Origin of the sequence: Azospirillum rugosum, assembly GCF_017876155.1 — a bacterium.
Taxonomy (GTDB): domain Bacteria; phylum Pseudomonadota; class Alphaproteobacteria; order Azospirillales; family Azospirillaceae; genus Azospirillum; species Azospirillum rugosum.
This window is the reverse complement of the sequence record NZ_JAGINP010000004.1, coordinates 186,039-209,739: the sequence shown is the minus strand read 5'-3', so window position 1 is coordinate 209,739 and position 23,701 is coordinate 186,039. Positions and strand designations below refer to the sequence as shown.

The 23,701-nt window shown below is 70.9% G+C and carries 20 protein-coding genes; 7 read left to right on the top strand and 13 right to left on the bottom strand.

Annotation, left to right across the window (positions count from 1 at the left end):
* Window positions 1-10 precede the first annotated feature (10 nt).
* The 3 genes from J2851_RS07430 to J2851_RS07420 all read left to right on the top strand — a co-directional run bounded on the left by J2851_RS07430 (window position 11) and on the right by J2851_RS07420 (window position 3,648).
* Entirely contained in the window at window positions 11-1,216 is a 1,206-nt protein-coding gene (locus J2851_RS07430; protein WP_209765333.1) for an acyl-CoA dehydrogenase, read from the top strand.
* Between the two features lie 193 nt (window positions 1,217-1,409).
* Window positions 1,410-2,612: a CaiB/BaiF CoA transferase family protein gene (locus tag J2851_RS07425; protein ID WP_209765331.1), complete on the top strand. Its 1,203-nt coding sequence runs from the start codon at window positions 1,410-1,412 to the stop codon at window positions 2,610-2,612.
* 139 nt (window positions 2,613-2,751) lie between these two features.
* On the top strand, window positions 2,752-3,648 hold the full coding sequence (locus J2851_RS07420; protein WP_209765329.1) for a DMT family transporter: 897 nt from the start codon (window positions 2,752-2,754) through the stop codon (window positions 3,646-3,648).
* 6 nt (window positions 3,649-3,654) lie between these two features.
* On the opposite strand, the gene J2851_RS07415 is transcribed toward J2851_RS07420, so the two are convergent.
* The 4 genes from J2851_RS07415 to J2851_RS07400 form a co-directional block, all read right to left on the bottom strand.
* Window positions 3,655-4,134 (bottom strand): PRC-barrel domain-containing protein, encoded by a 480-nt coding sequence (locus tag J2851_RS07415; protein ID WP_209765327.1) that lies wholly within the window; start codon window positions 4,132-4,134, stop codon window positions 3,655-3,657.
* An 81-nt stretch (window positions 4,135-4,215) separates the two neighbouring features.
* A complete protein-coding gene (locus J2851_RS07410) occupies window positions 4,216-4,584 on the bottom strand; it encodes a hypothetical protein (protein ID WP_209765326.1) in 369 nt (122 codons plus the stop codon).
* 174 nt (window positions 4,585-4,758) lie between these two features.
* Entirely contained in the window at window positions 4,759-6,069 is a 1,311-nt protein-coding gene (locus tag J2851_RS07405; protein ID WP_209765325.1) for a hypothetical protein, read from the bottom strand.
* Window positions 6,070-6,071: 2 nt separating this feature from the next.
* Window positions 6,072-7,121, bottom strand: a complete 1,050-nt coding sequence (locus J2851_RS07400; protein WP_307418717.1) for a hypothetical protein — start codon at window positions 7,119-7,121, stop codon at window positions 6,072-6,074.
* 251 nt (window positions 7,122-7,372) lie between these two features.
* Here J2851_RS07400 and J2851_RS07395 point away from each other — a divergent pair, with 251 nt between their 5' ends.
* A complete protein-coding gene (locus tag J2851_RS07395) occupies window positions 7,373-9,382 on the top strand; it encodes an AsmA family protein (RefSeq protein WP_209765323.1) in 2,010 nt (669 codons plus the stop codon).
* Window positions 9,383-9,419: 37 nt separating this feature from the next.
* Window positions 9,420-11,198, top strand: a complete 1,779-nt coding sequence (locus tag J2851_RS07390) for an SLC13 family permease (RefSeq protein ID WP_209765322.1) — start codon at window positions 9,420-9,422, stop codon at window positions 11,196-11,198.
* A 131-nt stretch (window positions 11,199-11,329) separates the two neighbouring features.
* Here the strand turns inward: J2851_RS07390 and J2851_RS07385 are convergent, their stop codons facing one another.
* Window positions 11,330-11,545: a hypothetical protein gene (locus J2851_RS07385; protein ID WP_209765321.1), complete on the bottom strand. Its 216-nt coding sequence runs from the start codon at window positions 11,543-11,545 to the stop codon at window positions 11,330-11,332.
* A gap of 144 nt (window positions 11,546-11,689) precedes the next feature.
* Between J2851_RS07385 and J2851_RS07380 the strand changes: the two genes are divergently transcribed.
* Window positions 11,690-12,514 (top strand): TrmH family RNA methyltransferase, encoded by an 825-nt coding sequence (locus tag J2851_RS07380; protein WP_209765319.1) that lies wholly within the window; start codon window positions 11,690-11,692, stop codon window positions 12,512-12,514.
* Window positions 12,515-12,649: 135 nt separating this feature from the next.
* A complete protein-coding gene (locus tag J2851_RS07375) occupies window positions 12,650-13,084 on the top strand; it encodes a catalase-related domain-containing protein (protein ID WP_246500485.1) in 435 nt (144 codons plus the stop codon).
* 129 nt (window positions 13,085-13,213) lie between these two features.
* Here the strand turns inward: J2851_RS07375 and J2851_RS07370 are convergent, their stop codons facing one another.
* The 8 genes from J2851_RS07370 to J2851_RS07335 all read right to left on the bottom strand — a co-directional run bounded on the left by J2851_RS07370 (window position 13,214) and on the right by J2851_RS07335 (window position 23,427).
* Window positions 13,214-14,821 (bottom strand): ATP-binding response regulator, encoded by a 1,608-nt coding sequence (locus J2851_RS07370; RefSeq protein WP_209765318.1) that lies wholly within the window; start codon window positions 14,819-14,821, stop codon window positions 13,214-13,216.
* Between the two features lie 88 nt (window positions 14,822-14,909).
* Window positions 14,910-15,710, bottom strand: a complete 801-nt coding sequence (locus tag J2851_RS07365) for a response regulator transcription factor (protein ID WP_209765316.1) — start codon at window positions 15,708-15,710, stop codon at window positions 14,910-14,912.
* The gene (gene cheB, locus J2851_RS07360) at window positions 15,707-16,807 is read right to left on the bottom strand and encodes a chemotaxis-specific protein-glutamate methyltransferase CheB (RefSeq protein ID WP_209765314.1); all 1,101 of its coding nucleotides are present in this window, start codon (window positions 16,805-16,807) and stop codon (window positions 15,707-15,709) included. The genes J2851_RS07365 and cheB overlap by 4 nt, the downstream gene beginning before the upstream one ends.
* Before the next feature lie 13 nt (window positions 16,808-16,820).
* Window positions 16,821-19,076: a hybrid sensor histidine kinase/response regulator gene (locus J2851_RS07355; protein ID WP_209765312.1), complete on the bottom strand. Its 2,256-nt coding sequence runs from the start codon at window positions 19,074-19,076 to the stop codon at window positions 16,821-16,823.
* Window positions 19,077-19,236: 160 nt separating this feature from the next.
* Window positions 19,237-20,913, bottom strand: coding sequence for a methyl-accepting chemotaxis protein (locus J2851_RS07350; RefSeq protein WP_209765310.1), 1,677 nt, complete (start codon window positions 20,911-20,913; stop codon window positions 19,237-19,239).
* A complete protein-coding gene (locus J2851_RS07345; RefSeq protein WP_209765308.1) occupies window positions 20,910-21,521 on the bottom strand; it encodes a chemotaxis protein CheW in 612 nt (203 codons plus the stop codon). The genes J2851_RS07350 and J2851_RS07345 overlap by 4 nt, the downstream gene beginning before the upstream one ends.
* Window positions 21,521-22,933: a CheR family methyltransferase gene (locus tag J2851_RS07340; RefSeq protein WP_209765306.1), complete on the bottom strand. Its 1,413-nt coding sequence runs from the start codon at window positions 22,931-22,933 to the stop codon at window positions 21,521-21,523. The genes J2851_RS07345 and J2851_RS07340 overlap by 1 nt, the downstream gene beginning before the upstream one ends.
* On the bottom strand, window positions 22,930-23,427 hold the full coding sequence (locus J2851_RS07335; RefSeq protein WP_307418726.1) for a chemotaxis protein CheW: 498 nt from the start codon (window positions 23,425-23,427) through the stop codon (window positions 22,930-22,932). Before J2851_RS07335 ends, J2851_RS07340 begins: the two co-directional genes overlap by 4 nt.
* Window positions 23,428-23,701: the final 274 nt, after the last annotated feature.

Below are 23,701 nucleotides of genomic sequence, written 5' to 3'. Positions count from 1 at the left end.
GACTCAACCAATGGCCGCCAAGACCGGTATCGCTTCCGCCAAGCTCGCCTCCTTCAGCTGGGAGGATCCGCTGCTGCTCGACGAGCAGCTGACCGAGGACGAGCGGATGATCCGCGACGCCGCGCGCTCCTACTGCCAGGACAAGCTGCTGCCGCGCGTGACCGAGGCGAACCGGCACGAGATCTTCCACCGCGAGATCATGAACGAGATGGGCGAGCTGGGCTTCCTCGGCTCGACGATCGACGGCTACGGCTGCGCCGGCGTGAACTACGTCTCCTACGGGCTGGTCGCGCGCGAGGTGGAGCGGATCGACAGCGGCTACCGCTCGGCCATGTCGGTGCAGTCCTCGCTGGTCATGCACCCGATCTACGCCTACGGCAGCGAGGCCCAACGCGAGAAGTACCTGCCGAAGCTTGCCACCGGCGAGTGGGTCGGCTGCTTCGGCCTGACGGAGCCGGACGCCGGCTCCGACCCCGCGGGCATGAAGACGCGCGCGAAAAAGGTCGCGGACGGCTACATCCTGACCGGGTCGAAGATGTGGATCACCAATTCGCCCATCGCCGACGTGTTCGTGGTGTGGGCGAAGAACGACGAGGGCAAGATCAACGGCTTCGTGCTGGAAAAGGGCATGAAGGGCCTGTCCGCGCCGAAGATCGAGGGCAAGTTCTCGCTCCGCGCCTCGACCACCGGCGAGATCGTCATGGACGAGGTCTTCGTGCCGGAGGAGAACCGCCTGCCGAACATCGAGGGCATCGCCGGCCCGTTCGGCTGCCTGAACCGCGCCCGTTACGGCATCGCCTGGGGCGCCATGGGTGCGGCTGAGTTCTGCTTCCACGCCGCCCGCCAGTACCAGCTGGACCGCAAGCAGTTCGGCCGCCCGCTGGCCGCCAACCAGATCCCGCAGCTGAAGCTCGCCAACATGCAGACGGAGATCGCGCTCGGCCTGCAGGCCGCGCTGCAGGTCGGCCGCCTGCTGGACGAGGGCAAGGCCGCACCCGAGATGATCTCGCTCATCAAGCGCAACAACTGCGGCAAGGCGCTCGACATCGCCCGCGTCGCCCGCGACATGCACGGCGGCAACGGCATCGCCGACGAGTTCCACGTCATCCGCCACGTGATGAACCTGGAGGCCGTCAACACCTACGAAGGCACCCACGACATCCACGCCTTGGTGCTGGGCCGCGCGATCACCGGGATCCAGGCGTTCAGCGCCTAAGGTCACGCGAAGGAAGGGGGATTCACCACAAAGGCACAAAGAACACAAAGAATTTCACAAAGGGGCGTTCCATTCTTGGGCCGGTGCAAAGGTGCCGGAGCGTCTTTGTGAAAATCTTTGTGTCTTAGTGTCTTTGTGGTGAAAACCCCTTGCCCCATTTGTGCTTCCACAATTCCGGAAGGATGTTTGTGCCATGCCCGGCCCTCTTTCGCACGTTCGTGTCCTGGAACTGTCCCGCGTGCTCGCCGGGCCGTGGGCGGCGCAGACGCTGGCCGATCTCGGCGCCGACGTCATCAAGGTGGAGCGGCCGGGGGCCGGGGACGACACCCGCGCCTGGGGGCCGCCCTGGGCCGGGGAGCAGTCGGCCTATTTCCTGTCGACCAACCGCGGCAAGCGGTCGATCACCATCGACTTCGAACAGCCGGAAGGGCAGGCGCTGGTGCGCAAGCTCGCCGCCGAGGTCGACGTGGTCATCGAGAACTTCAAGGTCGGCGGGCTGGTCAAGTACGGGCTCGACTATGAGAGCCTGAAGGCGATCAACCCCGGGCTGGTCTACTGCTCGATCACCGGGTTCGGGCAGGACGGGCCGTATGCGAAGCGCGCCGGATACGACTTCATGATCCAGGGCATGGGCGGGCTGATGAGCATCACCGGCCAGCCGGATACGGAGGCGGGCGGCGGGCCGGTCAAGGTCGGCGTGGCCGTGACGGACGTGTTCACCGGGCTCTACGCCACGGTCGGCGTGCTGGGCGCGCTCGCCCACCGCGACCGGACGGGGGAGGGGCAGTGGGTGAACCTCGCCCTGCTGGACGTGCAGGTGGCGGTGTTGGCCAACCAGGCGATGAACTACCTGGTGGGCGGCAAGGCGCCGCAGCGGCTGGGCAACGCGCACCCGAACATCGTGCCCTACCAAGCCTTTGCGACGCTCGACGGCCACATCATCCTGGCGGTCGGGAACGACAGCCAGTTCGCCAAGTTCTGTCAGGTCGCCGGCCGGCCGGAGCTGGCGCAGGACGAGCGCTACGCCACCAACCCGGCGCGCGTCGCCCACCGCAAGGAGCTGGTGGCGATCCTGGAACTGCTGCTGGAGCAGCGCACCAGCCGCGACTGGCTGGGCGCGCTGGAGGCGGTGGGCGTCCCCTGCGGGCCGATCAACGACATCGCGCAGGTCTTCGCCGACCCCCACGTCCAGGCCCGCAACATCCACCGGGATCTGCCGCACGAGCAAGCCGGAACCGTACCGACGGTGGCGAGCCCGATCCGCTATTCCGCGACGCCGATCGAGCACAGGGTCGCCCCGCCGACGCTCGGCCAGCACACCGACGCGGTGCTGGGCGAGGCGCTGGGCCTATGCGCGGCGGACATCGCCGCCCTGCGGGATAAGGGCGTGATCTGAGGTCGCTTGCGGGTCAGTTTGCGAGCCCCCACCCCAACCCTCCCCCGCTTCGCTCTCGCGCAAGCAAAGCTTGCGCTGACGCGACAGGCGGACCTTCGGTCCGCCGAGAGCAGGGGAGGGAGTTTTTTTGTGAAGGTCCATGACCGCCATCGCCGCTCCTGCCTCCGCCGCGTCCGACAGCCGGATGGGCATCCTGATGATGCTGCTGGGCATGTCGCTGTTCACCGTCAACGACGCGCTGGGCAAGTGGCTGGTCAGCGAATATCCGGTCGGCATGCTGCTGGCGATCCGCAGCCTGTTCGGCGCGGTGCTGCTGGCCCCGATGATTTGGCGGGAGGGTGTGCGCGCCGTCTTCGCGGTGGAGCGGCTGCCGTTGCATCTTCTGCGCGTCGGCTGCGTGACGGCGGAGGTCGCCTGCTTCTACTGGGCGGTGCGCTGGCTGCCGCTCGCCAACGTCATGACGATCTACATGGCCGCCCCGCTGCTCGTCACCGCCCTGTCGGTGCCGATCCTGGGGGAGAAGGTGGGCTGGCGCCGCTGGGCCGCCGTGCTGGTGGGCTTCGCGGGCGTGGTCGTGGTGCTGAACCCGACGGGCGCCTTCGACCCGCTGCCCTCGCTGGTGGCGTTGATCGGGACGACCATCTTCGCCACGGGCATGATCACCACCCGCCTGCTGCGCGACGCCCGCAACCTGTCGCTGGTCAGCTACCAGACCTTCGGCACGGGCCTGCTGGGGGCGGCGTCGCTGCCCGTCGTGTGGGTGGCGCCGCCGGGCATGGACTTCCTGCTGCTGGGCGCCTTGGGCATCACGGCGCTGGCCGGGCACGCGGCGATGAACCGGTCGCTGCAGCTGAGCCCGGCGGCGGTCGTCGTACCGTTCCAGTACGTGTCGATCGTCTGGGCGGTGGTGCTCGACCTCGTGGTCTGGGGCACGCCGCCGACGCTGCGCATCGCGGCCGGCGCGCTGCTGATCATCGGCAGCGGCCTGTTCGTCTTCCACCGCGAGCAAACGCTGAAGCGCAACGCCGGCGGGTGAGGCCATTTAACGGTACGGTTTGATGTCGGGATCGATGCCGGCGGCGGCCGGCACGTCCGGGTCGTATTTCGGCTGGTCCTTCAGCTGGTCGCGGGTGGCGTTGACGGTCACCCGCTTGCCGTCCGGTGACAGCTCCACGTCGCGCCACGGCACGGCCACCGTGCTGCCGCCGAGCCCGGCCAGCGTGCCCCATTCCACCACCACGGCCGCCACCTTGCCGTCGGGGCGGACCAGCAGGTTCTCCAAGTCGCCGACGTCGTTGCCCTGCGGGTCCTTCACCTTCTGGCCGATCAGGTGCTCCACCTGCCGGGCCATGGCGTTCTCCGCGTAGTTCTTGCGGGCCGCACCCGGGTCGCGCTTGGTGGTGAGGGTGGGCTCCTCGTGGATCTTGTCGGTCACCGAGTTTTGCGCGGCTGCATCCGGTGCCGTCATCAGGGCGGGAACGCCGACGGCCAGCGCCGCCGCGACGGTCAGAACGATCCGCATCGCACAGTCCTCCTTCTGCCTTTGCCAACTGCCTTGGTCTTCGCCAGAAACCCGCGAAGGCGCGGCAGGGTTCCAGGCCATCTATCGGGGGAAGAAGCGCGGCTCCAGCCGGACGGGCACGGGCGGCACCGGGGTCCAGCCACGGGCGCGCAGGACGTCGTTCGACTCCACCGGCCTGCGGCCTGGGCCGAGCGACCAGGTGACGTGGTAGGTCGAGCCGTCCGGGCGCCGCGTGGTGTTGCCGATGGAGACGACTAGGGCCTGCACGCCAGCCCCGTCGTCGGCGATTCCGGTGATGGTGCCCTGGGTTTCCTTGGGGAGCGGCGCCCCCGGGCCGACCCCGAAGGCCAGCGTGACGTGGTGGGCCACGACGGTGGCGTAGGCGGGCGGGAACAGCGCCAGCAGGCGGGCGCGCTCGTCGTCGGGGAGTTTCCAGCCGGTGTAGGGCATGGTGGGGATTCTGTGAGGTGGTTGCGCTGGGCCTGAACTGGTTGCGCTGGGCCCCCCTCCCAACCTCCCCCCACTTCGCGGGGGGAGGGGCTTTGGTCGCGGAGCGGCGGCAGTTCCCTCCCCCGTCGAAGATGGGGGAGGGTTAGGGTGGGGGCCCAGTGCGACGACGTCCCCCTACCGCCGTCCCGTCCGCAGGATCTGGTCCATGACCTGGCTGGCTTCGGCGGGGCCGGAGATCAGTTCGATCATGCGGATGGCGGTGTAGCCGGTGCGGGCGTCGCCGTTGCCGTCCACCAGCACCTGGCGGGCGGTGTCGGTCAGGGAGGCGGTCGCCTTCTGCGTCACGCTCTTCAACTCGCCGCGCAGGCCGAGCGTGTCGGCGATGGTCGAGCATTTGCGGAGCGCGCGGGCCTGGTTCTCCGCCATCACCATCTTGCCGGTGTCCTCGCCGCCGCCCGTGGTCAGGGTGGCGACGGCGGTCAGGATCTCGCCGTCGGCGCCGTCCAGCACCTGGGTGCGGACCATGTCGTGCACCGATTCCCGGACCGCCTTCAGGCGCTGGTCGAACTCCTTGTTGCGGCTGTATTCCATGGCGGAGCGGGTGGCCTCCAGGCTGGCCATCAGGTCCACGGCGAGATCGGCCGCGGCCATGCGGTCGGTCGTGCTGCCGGGCGTGGCCGCGGCGCCGCGCGAGCGCTCCTCGATGCGGGCGACCACCGTGCCGCTGAGGTCGAGGAACAGCGCGGCGCGCTCGCTGGCCTTCTGCCCGAAATCCATGTCCCACAGGCCGCCCAGCAGGATCGACGGGTCGGACAGGCGCGCCGCCGCCAGGAGGATGAACAGCTTCAGCGTCTCCGGCCGGCCGCGCGCCACCGTGCGCCCGGCCGCCTGGACGCCCTCCAGATGGTCCTTGTGCAGCTTCTGCACCGGCTTCGGGGCCAGCACGGCCTTCATCTCGTCCACGGCCGGCGCGATCGCCAGGATCTGCGCGATGTCCTGGATGGTGCGCAGGCGGTCCGGGTTGACGCGCAGGCCCAGCTCGTCCACGTAGCGCCCCAGATCCAGCTGCGCCAGGATGTCGGCCACCGCCGCGGCGCTCATCGACCAGAAGGCGGCGGCCGGCTCCGCACGGGCGGCGCCGTCGCGCAGCGCGCCGGCCACGCCGCGCAGGCGGTCCTTGCCGATGGTCGATTCCACCAGCGGCCACAGGCTGTTGACCACGGCGCGGTCGATCCGGTTCAGCGGCGCCGGCTGGTTGCCGTTCGGCACCTCGAACAGATCCTCGAAGGGTTCGCAGAACAGGCGCTTGAAGGTTGGCCGCCGCTTGGGGCGCACCTCCACCAGACGCGGACGGATCAGGGAGAAGGTCTTCTGCACCTCCGGATGATCGCCGATCTGCTCCAGAAGGCCGACGACTTGGCGGAAGCGTTCCTCGTCGATGTCGAGGAGCTTGGAGCCGAGCCCGAGGATTGCCTGCGGATCCATCGTCAGGCCGCCTTTCCCTTGATCGCCTCGATCCGCATTACAAGATCCATGTCGAGTTGACCACTGCGCCAATCAACATAGGCCCGTACGGTTCGGCGATTCGCCGCCAGCACGCGATCGGCTTGCAGCGCGTGGTCGGCGCGCTCCTCGTCCTTTGGAAGCAGGGGAAGGACGCGGAACAGCTCGTGCACGGTCATGTCCTGCTCGTGCCGGCTCTTCTCCTGGGCGGCCGCCCAGGTGTTGACGATGAAGTCCCAACCGTCCAGCAGCCAGGACAGCCGCGTCGTCGACCGGCGGACGGTCGCGCGCTTGGTGTCCCACTGGCGCAGAAGCGTTTCGAACGCCGCCACGGACTGGTCGAGCTGGGTCACCACGTTGCGGACATGGTTCAGCGTGTGCTCCGCCACCTCCGCGCAGAAGCTGCCGATCGGGGCCGATTCGGACACGTTGTCGACCGACCATTCCGTCATGCTGTCGCGGAAGTGCAGCAGGTCGCGCATCAGGCGGCGCAGCCGCGCCGGCTTGGGCGAGGTGCCGATGCCGACCGGCTCCATGAAGACGGCCAGTTCGGCGACGCGGGAATACAGCTCGGTCGGTTCGATGGACAGGCTCTGCGCGGCCTTGACCATGTAGGAGCGGGTCAGCCTCTGCCCTTCCTCCGACCCCAGGCCGGCGCGCAGGATCTCCGTCGATTCCAGGCCGGCGGCCTTCAGCACCTCCACGATCAACTGGAAGTTGATGAGGAGGCGCTGTTCGTCGTCGTCGCGCAGCGCTGCCTCCGCCGCCTCCACGGCCAGCGGTCCGGCCAGCCCGCAGCGCGCCGCCTCCAGCACCGCCTTGCGTATGTCGTCCGGGGAGCAGCCCTCGCCCCTGTGAATGAGTTCCTGTAGCATGCGGTCGTGCACGGTCATCGGAAAGGCCAGCGGCAGGCCCTTCCACGGCACGACGTAGACCCCGCGCCCTTCCGACAGGTTCGGGACCAGCACCTCCAGCTGCTCCCGGTCGTCCTTACGGACCCTGGTCTGCGCCAGCACCGGCGTGGTGAAACCCACGGCCGCGCCACGCTCCTCAAAGGTCGAGGGGGCGAAATTGGTGAGTGAGCGCATGGTCCTGGACCGGCTGTCGGGGCGAGGTTGATCAGGGTCGTACCAAAACATCATCGAATCAATTTTTCGTTAAATCCAGTGGGTTTGATGCTGTCCCTTGGGGCGCCCGAACGGGAATCCGGTCCTTTGGAGGTAACGTGCCACACCCGTGGCCTGTTGCCCGTTAAGGCATCATGCAAGGACGGGAGGCGCGGTATATGGCCGTGTTGAAATGGATCGGCCTCGGCCTCTTGGGGCTCGTGGTCGTGATCGCGGCGGGGGTGGGGATCGCGCTCGCCGTGTTCGATTGGAACGACGCCCGCGGCTTCATCGCCCGGCAGGCGACCAAGGCCCTGAACCGCGAGGTCGCCATCGACGGCGACCTGAAGGTGACGCTGGGCGACCCCATCCGCATCCACGTCGAGGGCGTGCGCGTCGCCAACGCGGACTGGAGCGACGAGAAGACCATGGCGGCGCTGAAGGTGCTGGACGCCCAGCTGCGCCTGTGGCCGCTGCTGCGCGGCAACTACGAGTTTCCGGAAATCCGCCTGTCGGCGCCGAAGCTGGTGCTGGAGAAGAACCAGGACGGCGAGCCGAACTGGAACTTCGGCGGCCCCGACCCGCGCAAGGAGGTGGCCAAGGAGACGGTGAAGCCCGAGGATCGCGGCGATATCCCCATCATCGAGGCGCTGGTGGTCGAGGAGGGCCGCCTCCGCTACCGCGACCCGAACAGCAAGATCGACATCGACAGCGGCATCAACACCGCCACCGGCGGCAACGGCGAGGCGGAGGTCCACCTGGACGGCAACGGCAACTTCGCCGGCATGCCCTTCACGCTGCTGGTCGAGGGCGGATCGCTGCAATACCTGCGCGACAACCCCAAGCCCTACCCGATCAAGGTCGAGACCGCGGTCGGCAAGACCAAGGGGAAGATCGAAGGCTCCATCGCCGAACCGGTGAAGCTGGAGGGCGTGGATCTGTCGGTGGCGCTGAGCGGCGACGACCTGTCCGACGTCTTCCCCATCCTGGGCATCCCGACGCCGAAGACCCGCCCATACAGCCTGACCGGCCATCTGGGCAAGGACGGCACCGTCTGGCGCTTCGACGGCATGAAGGGCAAGGTGGGGGAAAGCGACCTGTCCGGCACCGTGGCCGTGGACACCGGGGGCGAGCGGCCGAAGGTCACCGGCGACCTGACATCGAAGAAGCTGGCCGCCATCGACATGGCGGGCTTCATCGGCGCCTCCCCCGAAGGCAAGGGCGACTACCCGACCAAGAAGGCGGACCGCATCATCCCCGCCACCAAGGTGCCGGTGGAGAAGCTGCGCAACGCCGATATGGACGTCAAATTCCGCGGCGAGCATGTGGAGGCGCCCTTCTCCCCGCTGGACGACCTGACCGCGCGCATCGTGCTGGAGAACGGCAAGCTGACCGTCGATCCGCTGTCGCTGGGCATGGGCGGCGGCAAGATCGCCGGGACGACCGTGCTGGACGGCAGCCAGAAGGTGCCGGCGCTGCGCTCCAACCTGGAGGTGCGGCAGGTCAAGCTGGCCCAGCTGTTCCGCGAGACGCGCTTCGCGCAGGAGATGGGCGGCACGGCGAGCGGGCGCATCCAGCTGGCCGGGCGCGGCGCCACGGTGGCCGACATCCTGGGATCGTCGGACGGCAAGCTCGGCGTTGCGGTGGACGGCGGGAAGATCACCAGCTATGCCATCAAGGGGCTGAAGACCAACATCCTGGAAACGCTGGGGGTCGTGCTGTCGGGCGACAAGCCGCTGCCGTTCAACTGCCTGGTCGCCAACCTGTCGGTGGACAAGGGCGTGGTGAAGAGCGAGGCGCTGGTGCTGGACACGCCGGAAACGCTGGTCACCGCCGACGGCACGATCAACCTGCGCAACGAGGCGCTGAACCTGAACGTGCTGGGCCGGGCCAAGAAGCCGCAGGTCTTCGCCACCCACGTGCCCGTCCAAGTCCGCGGCACGCTGGGTGATCCCGACATCGGCGTGGACGCGACGGAGTCCACGGCCCGCGGCGCCGCCGCGGTGGCGCTGGGCGTGCTGCTGACCCCGCTCGCCAGCGTGCTGCCCTTCCTCGATCCCGGCAGCGACGAGAATCCGCACTGCGGCCAGCTGATCCAGGACGCGCGGTCGCCGTCGAAGACGAACAACAGCTCCGGCTCGGCCGGGGCGCCGACGCCGCGCGGCGGCGAGTCCGGCAAGTCCCGATAACACGATCCCCCGACAACGTTCATCATCGAAAGGCCGCATGACCCTCGACCAAGCCTACGCCTTCGGCATCATCGGCGCGGTGATCGCGCTGCTGATCTGGGACAGACTGCGTTACGACCTCGTCGCCATGCTGGCTTTGCTGGTGGCCGTGGGCGTCGGCATCGTGAAACCGGACGAGGCCTTCCGCGGCTTCTCCGACGACATCGTGATCATCGTCGCCTCGGCCCTGGTGGTCAGCGCGGCGGTCGGCCGGTCCGGCATCGTGGAGGAGGCGATGCGGCCGCTGAGCGGGCGCATGAAGACCGTGCCGGCGCAGATCATCGTGCTGACCGGCGCCGTCACGCTGCTGTCGGCGGTGGTCAAGAACATCGGGGCGCTGGCCATCTTCATGCCCATCGCCCTGCAGGTGGCGCGGCGCAACAACACGTCGGTGTCCAGCCTGCTGATGCCGATGGCCTTCGGATCGCTGCTCGGCGGGCTGATGACGCTGGTCGGCACCTCGCCCAACATCATCGTCAGCCGCCTGCGGACCGAGATGGTGGGCGAGCCCTTCTCCATGTTCGACTTCACGCCCGTGGGGCTGGTCATCGCCGTGGCGGGGGTGGCCTTCCTGACGGTCGGCCACCGGCTGCTGCCGAAGGGGCGGAAGGCGGCGTCGGGTGCCGCCGGCTTCTCCATCGACGACTACACGGCGGAGGTGCGGCTGCCGGAGACCTCGCCCTTCGTCAACAAGACGGTCGCCGACCTGGAGGCCTTCGGCGAGGGCGACGTGACCGTCGCGGCCGTCATCCGGGAGCGGCACCGGCGCTACGTCCCCTCCGGCCACTGGGTGCTGTTCGCCGGCGACGTGCTGGTGCTGGAGGCCGACACCCAGGCGCTGGCCGACATCGTCAAGTACGCCGGCCTGGAGCTGATGCACGAAAAGGCGCTGGAGGGGGTGGAGAGCGACGAGGACCTCGCGGTGATCGAGGCGGTGGTGGAGCCGCGCTCCGCCCTCGTCGGCACGACGGTGGAGGACGTGAGCCTGCGCGAGCGTTATGGCGTCAACCTGCTGGCGCTGAGCCGCCGCGGCCGGCCGATCCGCCAGCGGCTGCGCCGGGTGCGCTTCCAGCTGGGCGACCTCCTGGTGCTCCAGGCGCGGGCGAGCGGCCTGTCGGAGACGCTGTCCGCGCTCGGCTGCCTGCCGCTGGCGGAGCGGGACCTCGCCATCGGCCGCGTGCGCAAGCGCTGGCTGGCGCTGACGGTGATGGTGGTCACCATCGCGCTGGTCGCCACAAGCACGGTGCCGGTGGTGCTGGCCTTCTTCGGCGCGGCCGTCGCCATGACGGCGCTGCGCGTCGTGACGCTGAAGGAGGCGTACGACGCCATCGAGTGGCCGATCCTGGTGCTGCTCGCGGCACTCATCCCGGTCAGCGAGGCGCTGCGCACCACCGGCGGGACGGAGCTGATCGCCGGTTGGCTGTCGATGGCGGCGCAGGGCCTGCCGCCCATCGGCGCGCTGGCCCTGATGCTGGTCGCCGCCATGGCGGTGACGCCCTTCCTGAACAACGCGGCGACGGTGCTGGTGATGGCGCCCATCGGCGCCAGCCTGGCCAACCATTTGGGGCTGCGGCCGGACGCCTTCCTGATGGCGGTGGCGGTCGGGGCGGGCTGCGACTTCCTCACCCCGATCGGCCACCAGTGCAACACGCTGGTCATGGGACCGGGCGGCTACCGCTTCGGCGACTACTGGCGGCTGGGGCTGCCGCTGTCGATCATCGTGGTGGTGCTGGGCACGGCGGCCATCGCGCTGTTCTGGCCGCTGCGGGCGGGGTGAGTGTTGGAGGTGGAGTGGGAAGTGGTTGCGTTGGGCCCCCACCCAACCCTCCCCCACTTCGCGGGGGAGGGCTCTGTTCCCTCCCTCGCCGAAGGTGGGGGAGGGTTAGGGTGGGGGCCCAGTGCGACCACTCAGTCGCTCCAGCCGTCCCCCCGCCGTCCCAGGCGGCTGGCGGACATCAGGTCGGTGCGGCTGACGCCGATGTCGCGCAGGAGGCGGTCGTCGAAGCGGTGCGGGTCGGCGGGGCGGGGGCGGCGGCGGGGCGTGACGGCGCGGCAGACGGCAAGCACCCCCAGGGCGAGGGAGCGCGGCAGGGCGGCGCCAGGGATTCGCAGGGTGGTTCGCATGGTCGTTTCCTCCGGATTTTTTGGGCAGCGGGGCTGGTTGGTGCAGGGATAGACCTCCGCGCCCATTGCCGAAGTGAGCCGCTTCACAAGTCGGGGGAGCTTTCCGGCTTTCGGCCGGCCGGCCGGGGCGCTACACAGGGCGCCATGCCGGCCATCATCCCTATCGACGATCCCCTGGACCCTCGCATCGCCCCCTACCGCGACGTGCGCGAGCGCGACCTCGTCGGGCGGGAAGGGCTGTTCATCGCGGAAGGCGCGGTGGTACTGCGCAGCCTGCTGACCGCCTCCCGGCACGAGGCGCTGTCGCTGCTGATCGCGGAGAAGCGGGTCGCGGCGCTGATGCCGATGCTGGAGGCGTTGCCGGAGGGCGTGCCCGTCTACACGGCCGGGCAGGCGGTGCTGGACGCCGTCGCGGGTTTCCCGCTGCACCGGGGCATCCTGGCGCTCGGCCGGCGCGCGGCGGAGCCGGAGCCGGACGCGCTGTTAAGCGGGCTGGGGCGGCGGGCGGTGGTGCTGGCGCTGTGCGGCATCGGCAACCACGACAACGTCGGCGGCATCTTCCGCAACGCCGCGGCCTTCGGGGTGGACGCGGTGCTGCTCGATTCCGGCTGCTGCGACCCGCTCTACCGCAAGGCGATCCGGGTGTCGGTCGGGGCGACGCTGATGGTGCCCTTCGTCCGGCTGGCCGCCGGAACGGATCTGGTGGGGCTGCTGGAGCGGCACGGCTTCGCCACCATCTCCCTGAGCCCGGCGGGATCGGTCGCGCTGGCGGGCTTGAGGCGGCCAGAGCGGGCGGCCCTGCTGCTGGGGTCCGAAGGGCCGGGGCTGCCGGCTTCGGTGCTGGCGCGGACGCGCACGGTGCGCATCCCCATGGCGGGCAGCTTCGACTCCCTCAACGTCGCGACGACGAGCGGCATCGTGCTGCACCACCTGTCCTTCGTGGCGCCGCCGGAGAGTGTTTCAGAGTAGGCGCGTGGTCCGGGGGCCTGATCGGAGAGCCCGGCGATGTTCAGAGGAACGTTCTATCCATCGGATTGGAATGATGTCTTGGATAGGTCGCGAAAAGAAGCGATCCGCCAAGAAACCATCCGAGGAGTTGAAGAGATGAGCTACCGCCTGGGCGCCAACCACCAGGCGCTGCCGGTGAACCGCCCGCACGCCGCTGATGTCCGCAACCACCAGCGTGATGGGGCGATGCGCTTCGACGGCAATGGCGGCGGCCGCCCGAACTACGAGCCGAACAGCGTCAACGGCCCGGCGCAGAGCCCGGCCGCCGCGGAGCCGCCGCTGCGCATTTCCGGCGACGCCGCCCGCTACGACCACCGGGAAGGCAACGACGACTATGCGCAGGCCGGCGCGCTCTTCCGCCTGATCGGTGCGGAGGCGCAGGACCGGCTGATGGACAACATCGCGGGCTCGCTGGGCCAAGCCCCGGACGCCATCCAGCAGCGTCAGCTGAAGCACTTCTACGCCGCCGATCCGGCCTATGGCGCCGGCGTCGCCAAGCGGCTGGACCGCGTCACGGTCGCCGCGGAGTAGGTAATATTGGGGAGAGTGGTCGCGTTGGGCCCCCACCCTAGCCCTCCCCCACTTCGCGGGGGAGGGGATATCTCCTCCCCCCGTCGAAGATGGGGGGAGGCCGGGAGGGGGGCCCGGCGCTTGCGCTTCTCACCCCCGCCGGATCTGCTCCAGCACTTGCCGCAGCTCGCCGGGGTGCAGGGGCTTGTGCAGGAAGGAGCAGCCGCGGCGCTGGCCTTCCAGGAGGGCGCTCTGGGCGGTTTCGCCGCTCAGGACGACGGCGGGGATGTCGCGGTTGTAGAGGCGGCGGACGCGGTCGATCACGTCGAAGCCGGACACGGTACCGGGCAGGCGCAGGTCGGTCAGGATCACCGCGGGCGGCTCCGGCAGGGCGTCCAGCACGGCAAAGACCTCCCGCATGTCGCCGGCCGCGGCGACCGTGCAGCCCCAGCTTTCCAGGATCATCTGGAGGCCGGTCAGCACCATCGCTTCGTCGTCCACGGCCAGCACGGTCATGCCGGCGAGCGGCAGTCCGCCGGACGCGGACGGCGTGGAGTCCGGCGGCGCGGCGGTGTCCGGGACCGGATCGGCGGCCAGGGGGGCCGCGGCGTCGATGGTGACGGAGAAGACCGTGCCGCGCCCGACGCGGGAGCGCACGTCCACCGTGGTGCCCAGCAGGTCCGACAGGCGCCGCACGATGGCGAGGCCAAGGCCGAGGCCGCGCGTCGGGTCGCGGTTCGGGTTCTGGAGCTGGTGGAACTCGTCGAAGATGGCGGTCAGCTGCTCGTCCGGGACGCCGAAGCCGGTGTCCCACACCTCGATCCGCCATTGGTCGCCGCGCCGCCGCATGGCCAGCAGCAGGCCGCCGCGCTGGGTGTAGCGGATGGCGTTGGACAGCAGGTTGCGCATGATGCGCCCGAACAGCACCGGGTCGGTCACCGCGCTGCCGGGGCAGAGCCGGGCGCGCAGGCGCAGGCCCTTCTCCTGGCCCTGCGGCCGGAACTCCTCCACCAGCTGGCCGAGCAGCTCGTCGAGCGCCACGGTCTGCAGGTCGGGCTGCACCGTCCCGGCGTCGAGCGTGGAGATGTCGAGCAGCGCGTTCAGCAGCCGCTCCCCCGCCGTCATGGCGTTGCCCAGCATGTCGGCCGTTTGGCGCGCCTTCTCGTCGGTGATCTGCGAGCAGAGCGCGTCGAGGAACAGGCGCATGGCCTGGAAGGGCTGGCGCAGGTCGTGGCTGGCCGAGGCCAGGAAGCGAGAGCGCGCGGCGGTCGTCCGCGCGATCTCCGCGCGCATGGCCTTTTCCATGCGGGAGGTGGCGCGGTGATCCGGCATCGGCTGCGCGGCGATGGCCGACGCGCCGACCGTGCGCCCGCCCTCGGTCAGCGGGACGGCGCGGAACAGGACCGGCTCCGCCCCGCTGGTGTGCGGCACCAGCGCGAAGGGCACGCCGTCGGCCGGGATTTGGCTGGCCGGAATCGCCGCCGCGGCGTACAGCGGCTTCACCGCGGCGGCCACCGCGGGCCAGCCGGCGCCGAGCCAGGCTGCGGCCGGCAGGGCGTCGCCCGCTGTCTTGCCCAACTCCTTGCCCAGCAGGGCGGCCAATTCGTCATTGGGGAAGAGCAGGGGGTTGTCCGGCGCGCCGGACAGCACGAAGGCCGGCACCGCGCAGGCGCGGCAGATCCGGCGCGCGTTGGCGACGCACTCGGTCCCGTCCTGCGGCCCGCTGTTGGCCGTGCTGTCCTGATGGCGAATCGTCACGAAATTCCCCTAACCGCCCTGGTGTCATATCGCGCACCTTAGCCTTTGGTGCGTACACGATGGAATCGCCCGAAAGCTCTAGATGTTCCTATGCAGAAGGAACGGGGTGCAACATCCGCTGGAGGTGGTCCTCCACCATGTATTTGCGCCGCAGAAGGGCCATCAAGCGGATCTTCAGCACCTCCATCGGCTGCGACTTGCCGATGAAGTCGTCCGCACCCGCCGTCAGGCTGGCCGTCAGGCGGTCCTCGCCCTCCTGGCTGGTCAGGATGACGATCTGGAAGAACAGGCCGCGGCGGCGGCGGAAGCGGTCGAACCGCTCGCACAGCTGGGTGCCGCTGGTGCCGGGCATGACGAGGTCGAGGATCACGCAGTCGAGCCCGCCGTCCTCCAGCGCGGCCACCGCCTCGTCGGCGTTGCGGGCGGCGACGACGTGGCAGCCGTCCTCCTCCAGCTCGGCGCGCAGGAACTCGCGGTAGGTGGCGCTGTCGTCCACGATCAGGATGCGCGCCCGCTTCAGGATGTCGGACACGGTCGGCGGGGCGTTGCGCCGCTCCAGCACGGCGATGGCGTCGCGCACGACGGCGCGGCTGTCCGCCGGGTCGGCCCACTGGGCGTCGTTGGGCAGCGGGATCGCCGCCGCGCGCTCCGCCGAGCCCAGCAGGATGGCCGGGGCGGGGGAGAAGCGCCGCAGCTCCGCCAGGACCTGGGGGGCGGAGCTGTCGCCTTCGACCATCAGCAGGTCGGCGGGCTGCCGGTACAGCTCCACCACCGCCGGTTCCAGCGCGTCCACGCAGGCGGCCTCTATGCCCTGTTCCTCCAGCAGAAGCTTCAGCAGCAGCCCCTGCGTCTGCGAGGCCACCACGATCAAAGCGCGGGAGCCGGTCATGAAGCCTCCTTAACCATCGAAACAAGGTCCAGCAGCCGCGCCGCCACCCGGTCCACGGGCAGTTCCTCCGAAACGCCGCCCAGCCGCACCGCCGTGCCCGGCATGCTGTGGATCACCGCGGTCGAGGCGTGCTCGGCGATGGTGTGGGCGCCGGCCCGGTGCATGTCCACAAGGCCGCGGGCGCCGTCCTCGCCCATGCCGGTCAGCAGCACGCCGATGCCCGCGGCGCCGAAGGCCGCGGCCATGGAGGTGAACAGCACGTCGCCCGACGGGCGCTGGCCGCACACCATGTCGCCGTCGACCAGCCGCATGGCGCCGGGATCGGCGGCCAGATGGGTGTCGCCGGGCGCCACGTAGACGTGGCCGGGCCGGGCCGGCGCGTTGTGCTGGGCCAGCACGACCGGAAGCGGGCAGACCGACCCCAGCCAGGAGGCGAAGCCGGCCACGAAGGGCGCGCCGATGTGCTGCACCACGAAGACCGGCAGCGGGAAGGTCGTCGGCAGGCCCTTCAGCACCTTGACCAGCGCCGCCGGCCCGCCGGTGGAGGCGACGAGCCCCAGCGCCCGGTAGCCCCCACGGCCGCCGGCCGGTGTCCGCGCCGGTGGCGGCGCGGCGGGCCTGGGTGGCGGAGGAGCGGCGGCGGCCGGGGTGGCGGCGTCCTCGCGCGGGCGGCCGCGCTGGCGGATGACCTTCACCTGGCTCATGATCGTCAGCTGGGTGCAGAGGTGGCGCGCCACGGTCTGGTAGTCCGCCCGCGCCATGCTGCCCGGCTTCTCCACCACCGCCAGCGCGCCGGCCTGGAGCGCGCGCATGGGGATGTCCAGGTCGTGCACGTCCGACGCCACGACGACGATCGGCACCGGGTGCTCCCGCATCAGGCGGGTGGTCACGGCGAAGCCGTCGATGCCCGGCAGGCGGATGTCCAGCGACACCACGTCGGGCTTCACGCTCTCGACCATGCGCAGCGCCTGCTCGCCGGAGGAGGCGATGCCCGCCACCTCCAGCCGCGGATCGGCGCCGATGACGTGGGCGAGCAGCTGCTGGACGACGGGCGAATCCTCGACCACCAGCACGCGGATTTTCCGGTTCCCGGTCATGATCCAAGTCCGGTCATAGCAGGCGCCGGATGCCCGCCAGAAGCTCGTTCTGGTCGAAGCGGGTCTTCACGATGTAGGCGTCGGCCCCGAGGTCGAGCCCGCGCTCCCGGTCCTCGTCGCTGGCGCGCGAGGTGACGAGGATCACCGGCAGGTCGGCGGTGAGCGGGTTGCCCTTCACCGCCCGCAGCAGCGCGAAGCCGTCCATCCTCGGCATTTCCACGTCGCTGATGATCAGGTCCACGTCCTCCAGCTCGGAAAGGGTCTCCAACGCCTCGCGGCCGTCCACGCACAGCGTGACCCGGTAACCATGGGCTTCCAGGATGCTCTTTTCCAGCGTCCGTGTCGTAATGGAATCGTCCACCACCAGGATGTGGTGGCGCCGCCGGGGCGCGTCCTCCGCGCGGGCCAGCGGCGGCAGGGCGGCGCCGGCCTGCGGGGCCAGCCCGGCGGGGTTCAGCACCAGCGCGGGGGAGCCGTCGTCCAGCAGCACGGTGCCCAGGAAGCGCGCCGCGTCGATGCCCACCTCCTCCGCCGCGGTGACGACCGCGTCGCGGGTGGTCAGCAGCTCGTCCACCAGGAGCGCCAGCCGCCGCCCGCCGGCGCGCACGACGGCGAGCGCCAGCACCGCGCCGGTCCCCGCCGCCGGCATGGGCGGGGCGTCGTAGCCGAGCAGCCCGGCCAGCGAGGCCACGGGGACGTCCTCCTCCTCCAGCCGGACGGTCGGGGTGGTCAGGTCGGTCAGCAGCTGGTCGGCGGGCAGGCGCATCACCCGGGCGACGTCGCCGCCCGGCAGGGCCAGGATGTCGTCCTCCACCGCGACGAAGACGAGGCGTTGGCTGAGCAGGCTGAGCGGCACCGCCACCGTGGCGACGGTGCCGCCGCCCGGCCGGTCCGTCAGCGTCACCGTGCCCTGGAGCCGCGTCGCCTCCTGCCGGACGATCGCCAGCCCCATGCCGCGGCCGGCAAGCTCCGTCGTGCGGTCGGCGGTGGAGAAGCCGGGTTCGAAGATCAGGCCCAGCAGCTGGTCGGGGGCGGCCGCCGCGGCCTCCTCCTCGGTCAGCAGCCCGCGGTCCACGGCGCGGCGCGCGACGGCCGCGGCGTTCAGCCCGCGCCCGTCGTCCTCCACCCGCAGGACCAGCCGGCTGCCGGTCACCGACGCCTCGAAGACCACGGTGGCCGCGGCCGGCTTGCCGGCGGCCACGCGCTCCCGCGGGGTTTCCACGCCGTGCGTCACGGCGTTGCGGGCGAGGTGCAGGACGGGGTCCTTCAGCCGTTGCAGGACGACGCGGTCGGCCTGGGTTTCCAGCCCGCGGATGTCGACCTCGACCTCCTTGCCCTGGGCGCGGCTCATCTCCCGGATCATGCGGCCGAGGCCGCTGAACTGCGATTCCGCCGGCAGCATGCGGAGCTGCTTCACCTCCTCCTGCAACCCGCCGCTCCAGCGGCGCAGCGACCAGAGGTGCCGGTCGTGCGACCGGTGCGCGGCGTCCAGCGCGGCGCCCAGCGCGCGGAAGCGCCGTTCGAAGGACAAGAGGCGCGCCGCCCCGTCGTCCGCCCGCCCGCGGGCGCCGCGGCTGTCCAGGGAGCGGCCGACCTGCGGGCGGATGGCGTTCCAGCTCCGCTCCAGCGCGCGCCACTCGCCGCGCAACTCGTGCAGCTGCTCGACCAGGGCGGACTGGTTCTCGATCTCCGGCAGCAGGCCGGCGGCGGTGTTGAACAGCCGCTCCAACCCGGCGCTGCGGATGCGCACCAGCGACGGCGCGGCACCGCGCAGGACGGAGACGGTGCCAGGGGCGGGGTTTTCCGGCGCGGCGGTGACGGGGCGGGGCGGCGGGGCGGCGGGGGCGTCCGCCTGCGGGCGGCGCTGCACCGGCTCCGGCCCGCCGGCCTCGCCGCCGAGCCGCGCCAGGTCGGCCAGCACGCCGGCCGTCTCCACCGCATTGCCGCCGCGGGTCGCCCAGGCGACCACGTCCTCGATGGCGTCGAGCGCGTGGCGCACGACCGCCCGCGCCGCGGCGTCGAGCGGCACGCTGCCGCGCTGCACGGCGAGGAACACGGCCTCCAGCCAATGGGACAGCCGTTCCACCTCCGGCAGGTCGACGGCGCGGGCGGCCCCCTTCAGGCTGTGGGCGCGGCGGTGGATTTCGGCGAGGTCGGGGACATAGGCCGGGTCCTGCTCCGCCGCATGCAGCGCCTCGCGGATCGCCGCGAGGTGATCCTTGTGCTCCAGCTCGAAGGCGGCGAGCAGCCGTTCGCGGATGTCGGTCATGGCATGCACGCCTCTAGCCCTTCTCCCCTGTGTGGGAGAAGGGTTGGGATGAGGGGGCGGCCGAAGGCCGGAAAGGTGTTTCCGTGCCGACGTTTACCCCTCACCCCAACCCCTCTCCCACAAGGGGAGAGGGGCTTCGAAGGGAATGCGAAATTCATCATCACACGCGGTAGTTCCGCACGGCCTCGACGAGGCCCTGGCCGAGGTCGTTGAGGTTGGCGGCGGCGCCCTCCAACTGGCGGGTGCCGGCGGCGGTCTGGCTGCTGGCCTCGCGGATGTTCTGGAGCGCCTGGATCACCTGCTCCAGGCCGATCTGCTGCTGGTTGGTGCCGGCGACGATCTGCTGGAAGGCGAGCACGCTCTCCTGGACACTCTCGGCGAGGTCGCGGATGGTCGCCTGGGTGGCGTCGGTCTGCCGCTTGCCCGCACCCACGCGCTTGACCGCCTCCTCGGTCAGCATGACCGAGGCGTTGATGCCGTGCTGGATCTCGCTGAGGTTGGAGCGGACCTGCGCGGTGGCTTCCTTGGCCTGATCGGCCAGGCTCTTGATCTCGCTGGCCACCACCGCGAAGGTGCGGCCGTGCTCGCCGGCCGCCGCGGCCTCGATGGCGGCGTTGAGCGCCAGCAGGTGCGAGCGCTCGGCGATGTCGTTGACGGTCAGGATGATCTCGCCGATGGCCTGCGTGCGCTCCGACAGCACGACGATGTTCTCGGCCACCGCCTCGGCCTGCTCGCGGATCGCGTCCATGGCCTGGTTGGTGTCCTCCACCGCCTTCAGCCCGGTCTCGCTGGTCGCCGCCGCCGACTGTGCGTTCTCCGCGACGTCCTGGGCGCGGCGGTTGATCTGCGCGCCGGATTCGGTGATCTCGCTCAAAGTCGCCGTGGTCTCCTCCACCGCGGCCAGCTGCTGCGCCACGCTGGCCGCCTGCTGCTGGGTGGAGGCGCGGATCTGCGCCGTCGCCGCGTGCACGCTTTCGGCCGTCGCGCGGGTCGTCGCAGCCATGCTGCGCAAACTGGAGGTCATCTGGTTGAGGTGCTGGCCCAGCTCGGCCAGCTCGTCGTCGCCGTCCACGGTGATCTCCCGCGTCAGGTCGCCGTCGCCGACGCGCGAGACGTAGCCGATCGCCGTGCCGAGCCGCCGCGTGATCGAGCTGCCCATCAGGTAGGCGATCGCGATGGCGGAGCCGACCACGACCAGCACCGCGATGATGGAGGCTTGCTGCGCCTCGTCGTAGATGGCGCGGATGTCGTTCCGGCCGGTTTCCGACAGGCGTCGGATGTGGTCGTGCAGCCGGCCGAGCCGGTCGTTGAGCGTCTGGCGCATCTCGTCCAGCCGGACGCGGCGCTGCACGAACTCCTCGCCGTTGCCCTGGTCGGTGCGCTGCATCATCCCCACGGCCTCGCCCAGGATCGACCGGACGATCCGGTCGAAGGCGTCGACCTCGCCGCTGAGGTCGCCCCAGACGCGGCGCCGGTCCTCCGTGACGCCGCGGCCGGCCAGCTCCGCGGTCAGCGCCTTCAGCTTGCCGGACTCCTCCAGCATGCGGGCGGCGCCCGCCTCGTAGCGCTGGCGCAGCGGCCCGATCTCCAGCGGGCGGCCTTCCAGCTTGGCCATCGCCGCCATGTTGGTCACGGTCTCGCGGATGCTGCGCAGGTTGCTCTGCATCACCTCGATCTCGCGCACGGATTCGGAGACCTGGATGTCGTAGGTGGAGATCGCCGTCATCACGCGCAGCGCGTCGGAAAAGCGCGTCAGCTGGAACACCGCGAGCGCGGTGGTCAGCAGGCAGAGGATCCCGAAGCTGACGATGAGCTTGTGCTTGACCTTGAGTTTCATTCGTCCTTCGTGCTCCTCAGCTGGTCGAGGATCGCCGCCACATCGACCACCGCGATCCGGCCGTCCGTGACGGCGGTGACGAAACGCCCGGCCTCGGGCGGGGCCTTCGCGCGCAGCGCGGCGAGATCGAGGTCGACGATGGTTTCCACCGTGCGCAGGCGCAGCGCCACCGGGCGCGCGCCGCCGCGCAGGACCACGGCGAAGCCGCCGCCGGCCGGGACGGCGGTGCGCCCGCACAGCCGGTCCACGTCGTAGAGGCGCATGACCCGCCCGTCGATGGCGATCAGCCCCAGCAGGTCCGGCGGCGCGCCGGGCACCCGCGCCACGCGCGGCAGCGGCACCACGCGGGCCAGCCGCGCCAGCTCCAGCCCGTACAGCCCGTCGGCCCCGCGCCCGACCAGCAGGGGCAGGGTCGGCGATTCGTCCTGCGCGCCGTCGCCGCCCGCCGCCAGCTCGTCCGCGCGGCGGCGCAGCAGCGCGTCGGCCCAGGCGCTGCCGAAGGCCCCGGCCTCCTCCGCCTCGCGCCGGGTGCGGGCAAGGCGGTCGCGGACGGCGGCCCAGTCGATGTCGCCGTCCGCGTCGCGGTCGGTTCCTGTCGGGAAGTCCATCACGCCTCCTCCCCGGAGAACCAGAGGTCGATCATGCTGCGCAGCTCCGCCACGGTCAGCCCGCCGCCCTCGGCGACGAGGTCGGTGCCGTCGCGTTCGGCGACCGCGGCGCGCGCGTTGCGGAAGTGCCGCTGCGCCGGCCCCAGCTTGCCGCGCCGCCAGTAGGCCAGCGCGAGGTGGTAGTCGGCGAGCGCGAAGCCGGAGTCCAGGTACAGCGCCTTCTTGAAGGCGACGACGGGGTCGCCGACCCCCAGCTCCTCCTCCAGCAGGCCCAGCCGGAAATGCACCGCGGGGTCGAGCCGGTTGCGCTCCGCCAGGGCCAGGCAGGCCTCCAGCGCCGCCGCGCGGTCCCCTTCCGACATGAGGTCGGTGGGACGCGGCTCCGGCGACCGCGGAGGGGGTGGGGCAGGGACCGGCGCGGGCAGAGGGTCCGCGGGCGTCGCACGGCGCGCGGCGGGCGGCTTCGCGGCCCGGGCAGCGGGGCGGGGCGCCGGCTCGGCGGCGGGCGGTTCCGGCGCCGCCGCCGGGGTGGGCAGCGCGGGCGCCGGAGCGCAGCCGGGCAGGGGCTTGCGGTAGAGCGTGGCGCCCGGAACCGGCACGGGGGTGAACAGGGCGTTCACCTGCGGCCCGGTCTCCGCATGGCCGACCACCAGCCAGCCGTTCGGGGCGAGCGCCGCGTGCAGCCCTTCCAGCAGGCGGCCGCGCGTGGCCTCGTCGAAATAGATCATGACGTTGCGGCACAGCACGACGTCCAGCGCGCCGAGCCCGCGCGGGTAGTTGGGCAGCGCCCCTTCGACCAGGTTGAAGACGGAGAAGGTCGTCCATTCCCGGAACTTCGGCTTCACCGCCAGCTGGTCGCCGCGGCGGTCGAAGCACTCCTCCAGCACGGCCGGGGCCAGACCGCGCACCGCCCAGTTGCCGTAGACGCCGCGCCGGGCCGCATCGATGAAGGTGGCGTTGATGTCGGTGCCGATGATGGTGACCTGCCAGTCGCGCAGCTGTTCCGCGAAATGGCGCTTCAGCAGGATTTCCAGCGTGTAGGCTTCCGGCCCGATGGAGCAGCCCGCGCTCCAGATCCGCAGGATGCGGCTGTCGCGGTTGCGGCGCAGGCATTCGGGGATGGCCACGGCGCACAGCGCCTCGAACTGCTCGGCGTAGCGGAAGAAGAAGGTCTCGCCGACGGTCAGCTCGTTGATCAGCGCCTGGTATTCCGGACCGGCCGGCCCCTCGCTGTTCAGGATCGCCAGATAGCCGGCAAGCCCCGTCACCGACCGCTCGGCCAGCCGGCGGCTGACGCGCTCCGCCAGCGCCTGGTCCTTGTCGGCGTAGTAGGCGAGCCCGGTGGTCTCGATCACGGCCGTCTTCAGGCGGGGGAAGACGGGATCGCGCAGGACAGCGTCGACGCGGTTCATGGTGCCGGCTCCGCGGCGTCTTCGGAGTCGGTGGCTTGCCACCGCGCCGCGCGCTCGTCCGCCAGGGCCTGGAAGGCGGCGAGCAGCCGGCCCTCCGTCTCCGTCAGCAGGCGTTCGGGGTCGAGCAGCGTGGCGTTGCCGGCGCCGAACGGGAAGGCCCCCACGGCGCAGCCGTTGAAGGACAGCGCGGCGTCGGCCTCCAGCAGCGCGGAGGCCGGCACCGGCACGATGTCGAAGACGCGGTCCACCAGCAGGGCGAGCGGCCGCCCCTCCCGCTCGATCAGCAGCAGCGGTGCGTAGAGCGCGGCCGGGGCCGGCTCAAAGCCCAGCAGGATGTCGAATCGCAGGACCGGGACGGTCCGGTCCCGGTGGCGGAACAGGCCCGCGACCACCGGCGGGGCGGCCGGCGGGCTGTCCAGCCGCGGCAGGGGCAGGACACGGCGCACGGCGTCCGCCGGCAGGGCGAGGACCCTGCCGGAAACGGAAAAGACCACGGTCCGTGTCGCCGATGCCGTTGCAACCATGGGCGGATGCTGTTCCTGCCGATCGGGGGGAGTCGAAACCGGCGCAGAACATGACGCATCGCACCTGTGTTGGAAATACCACGAAAGGCAAAGGGCCCAGCCCAAGTTGGGAGGGGGAGAAGAAGTTATTGCCCCCTCCCTAACCCTCCCCCGCTTCGCAGGGGAGGGGACTGCCGCTGGCGCCGCAGATTGGCCCTCCCCTGCGAAGCGGGGGAGGGAGGGACCCGCGAAGCGGGAGGGTGGG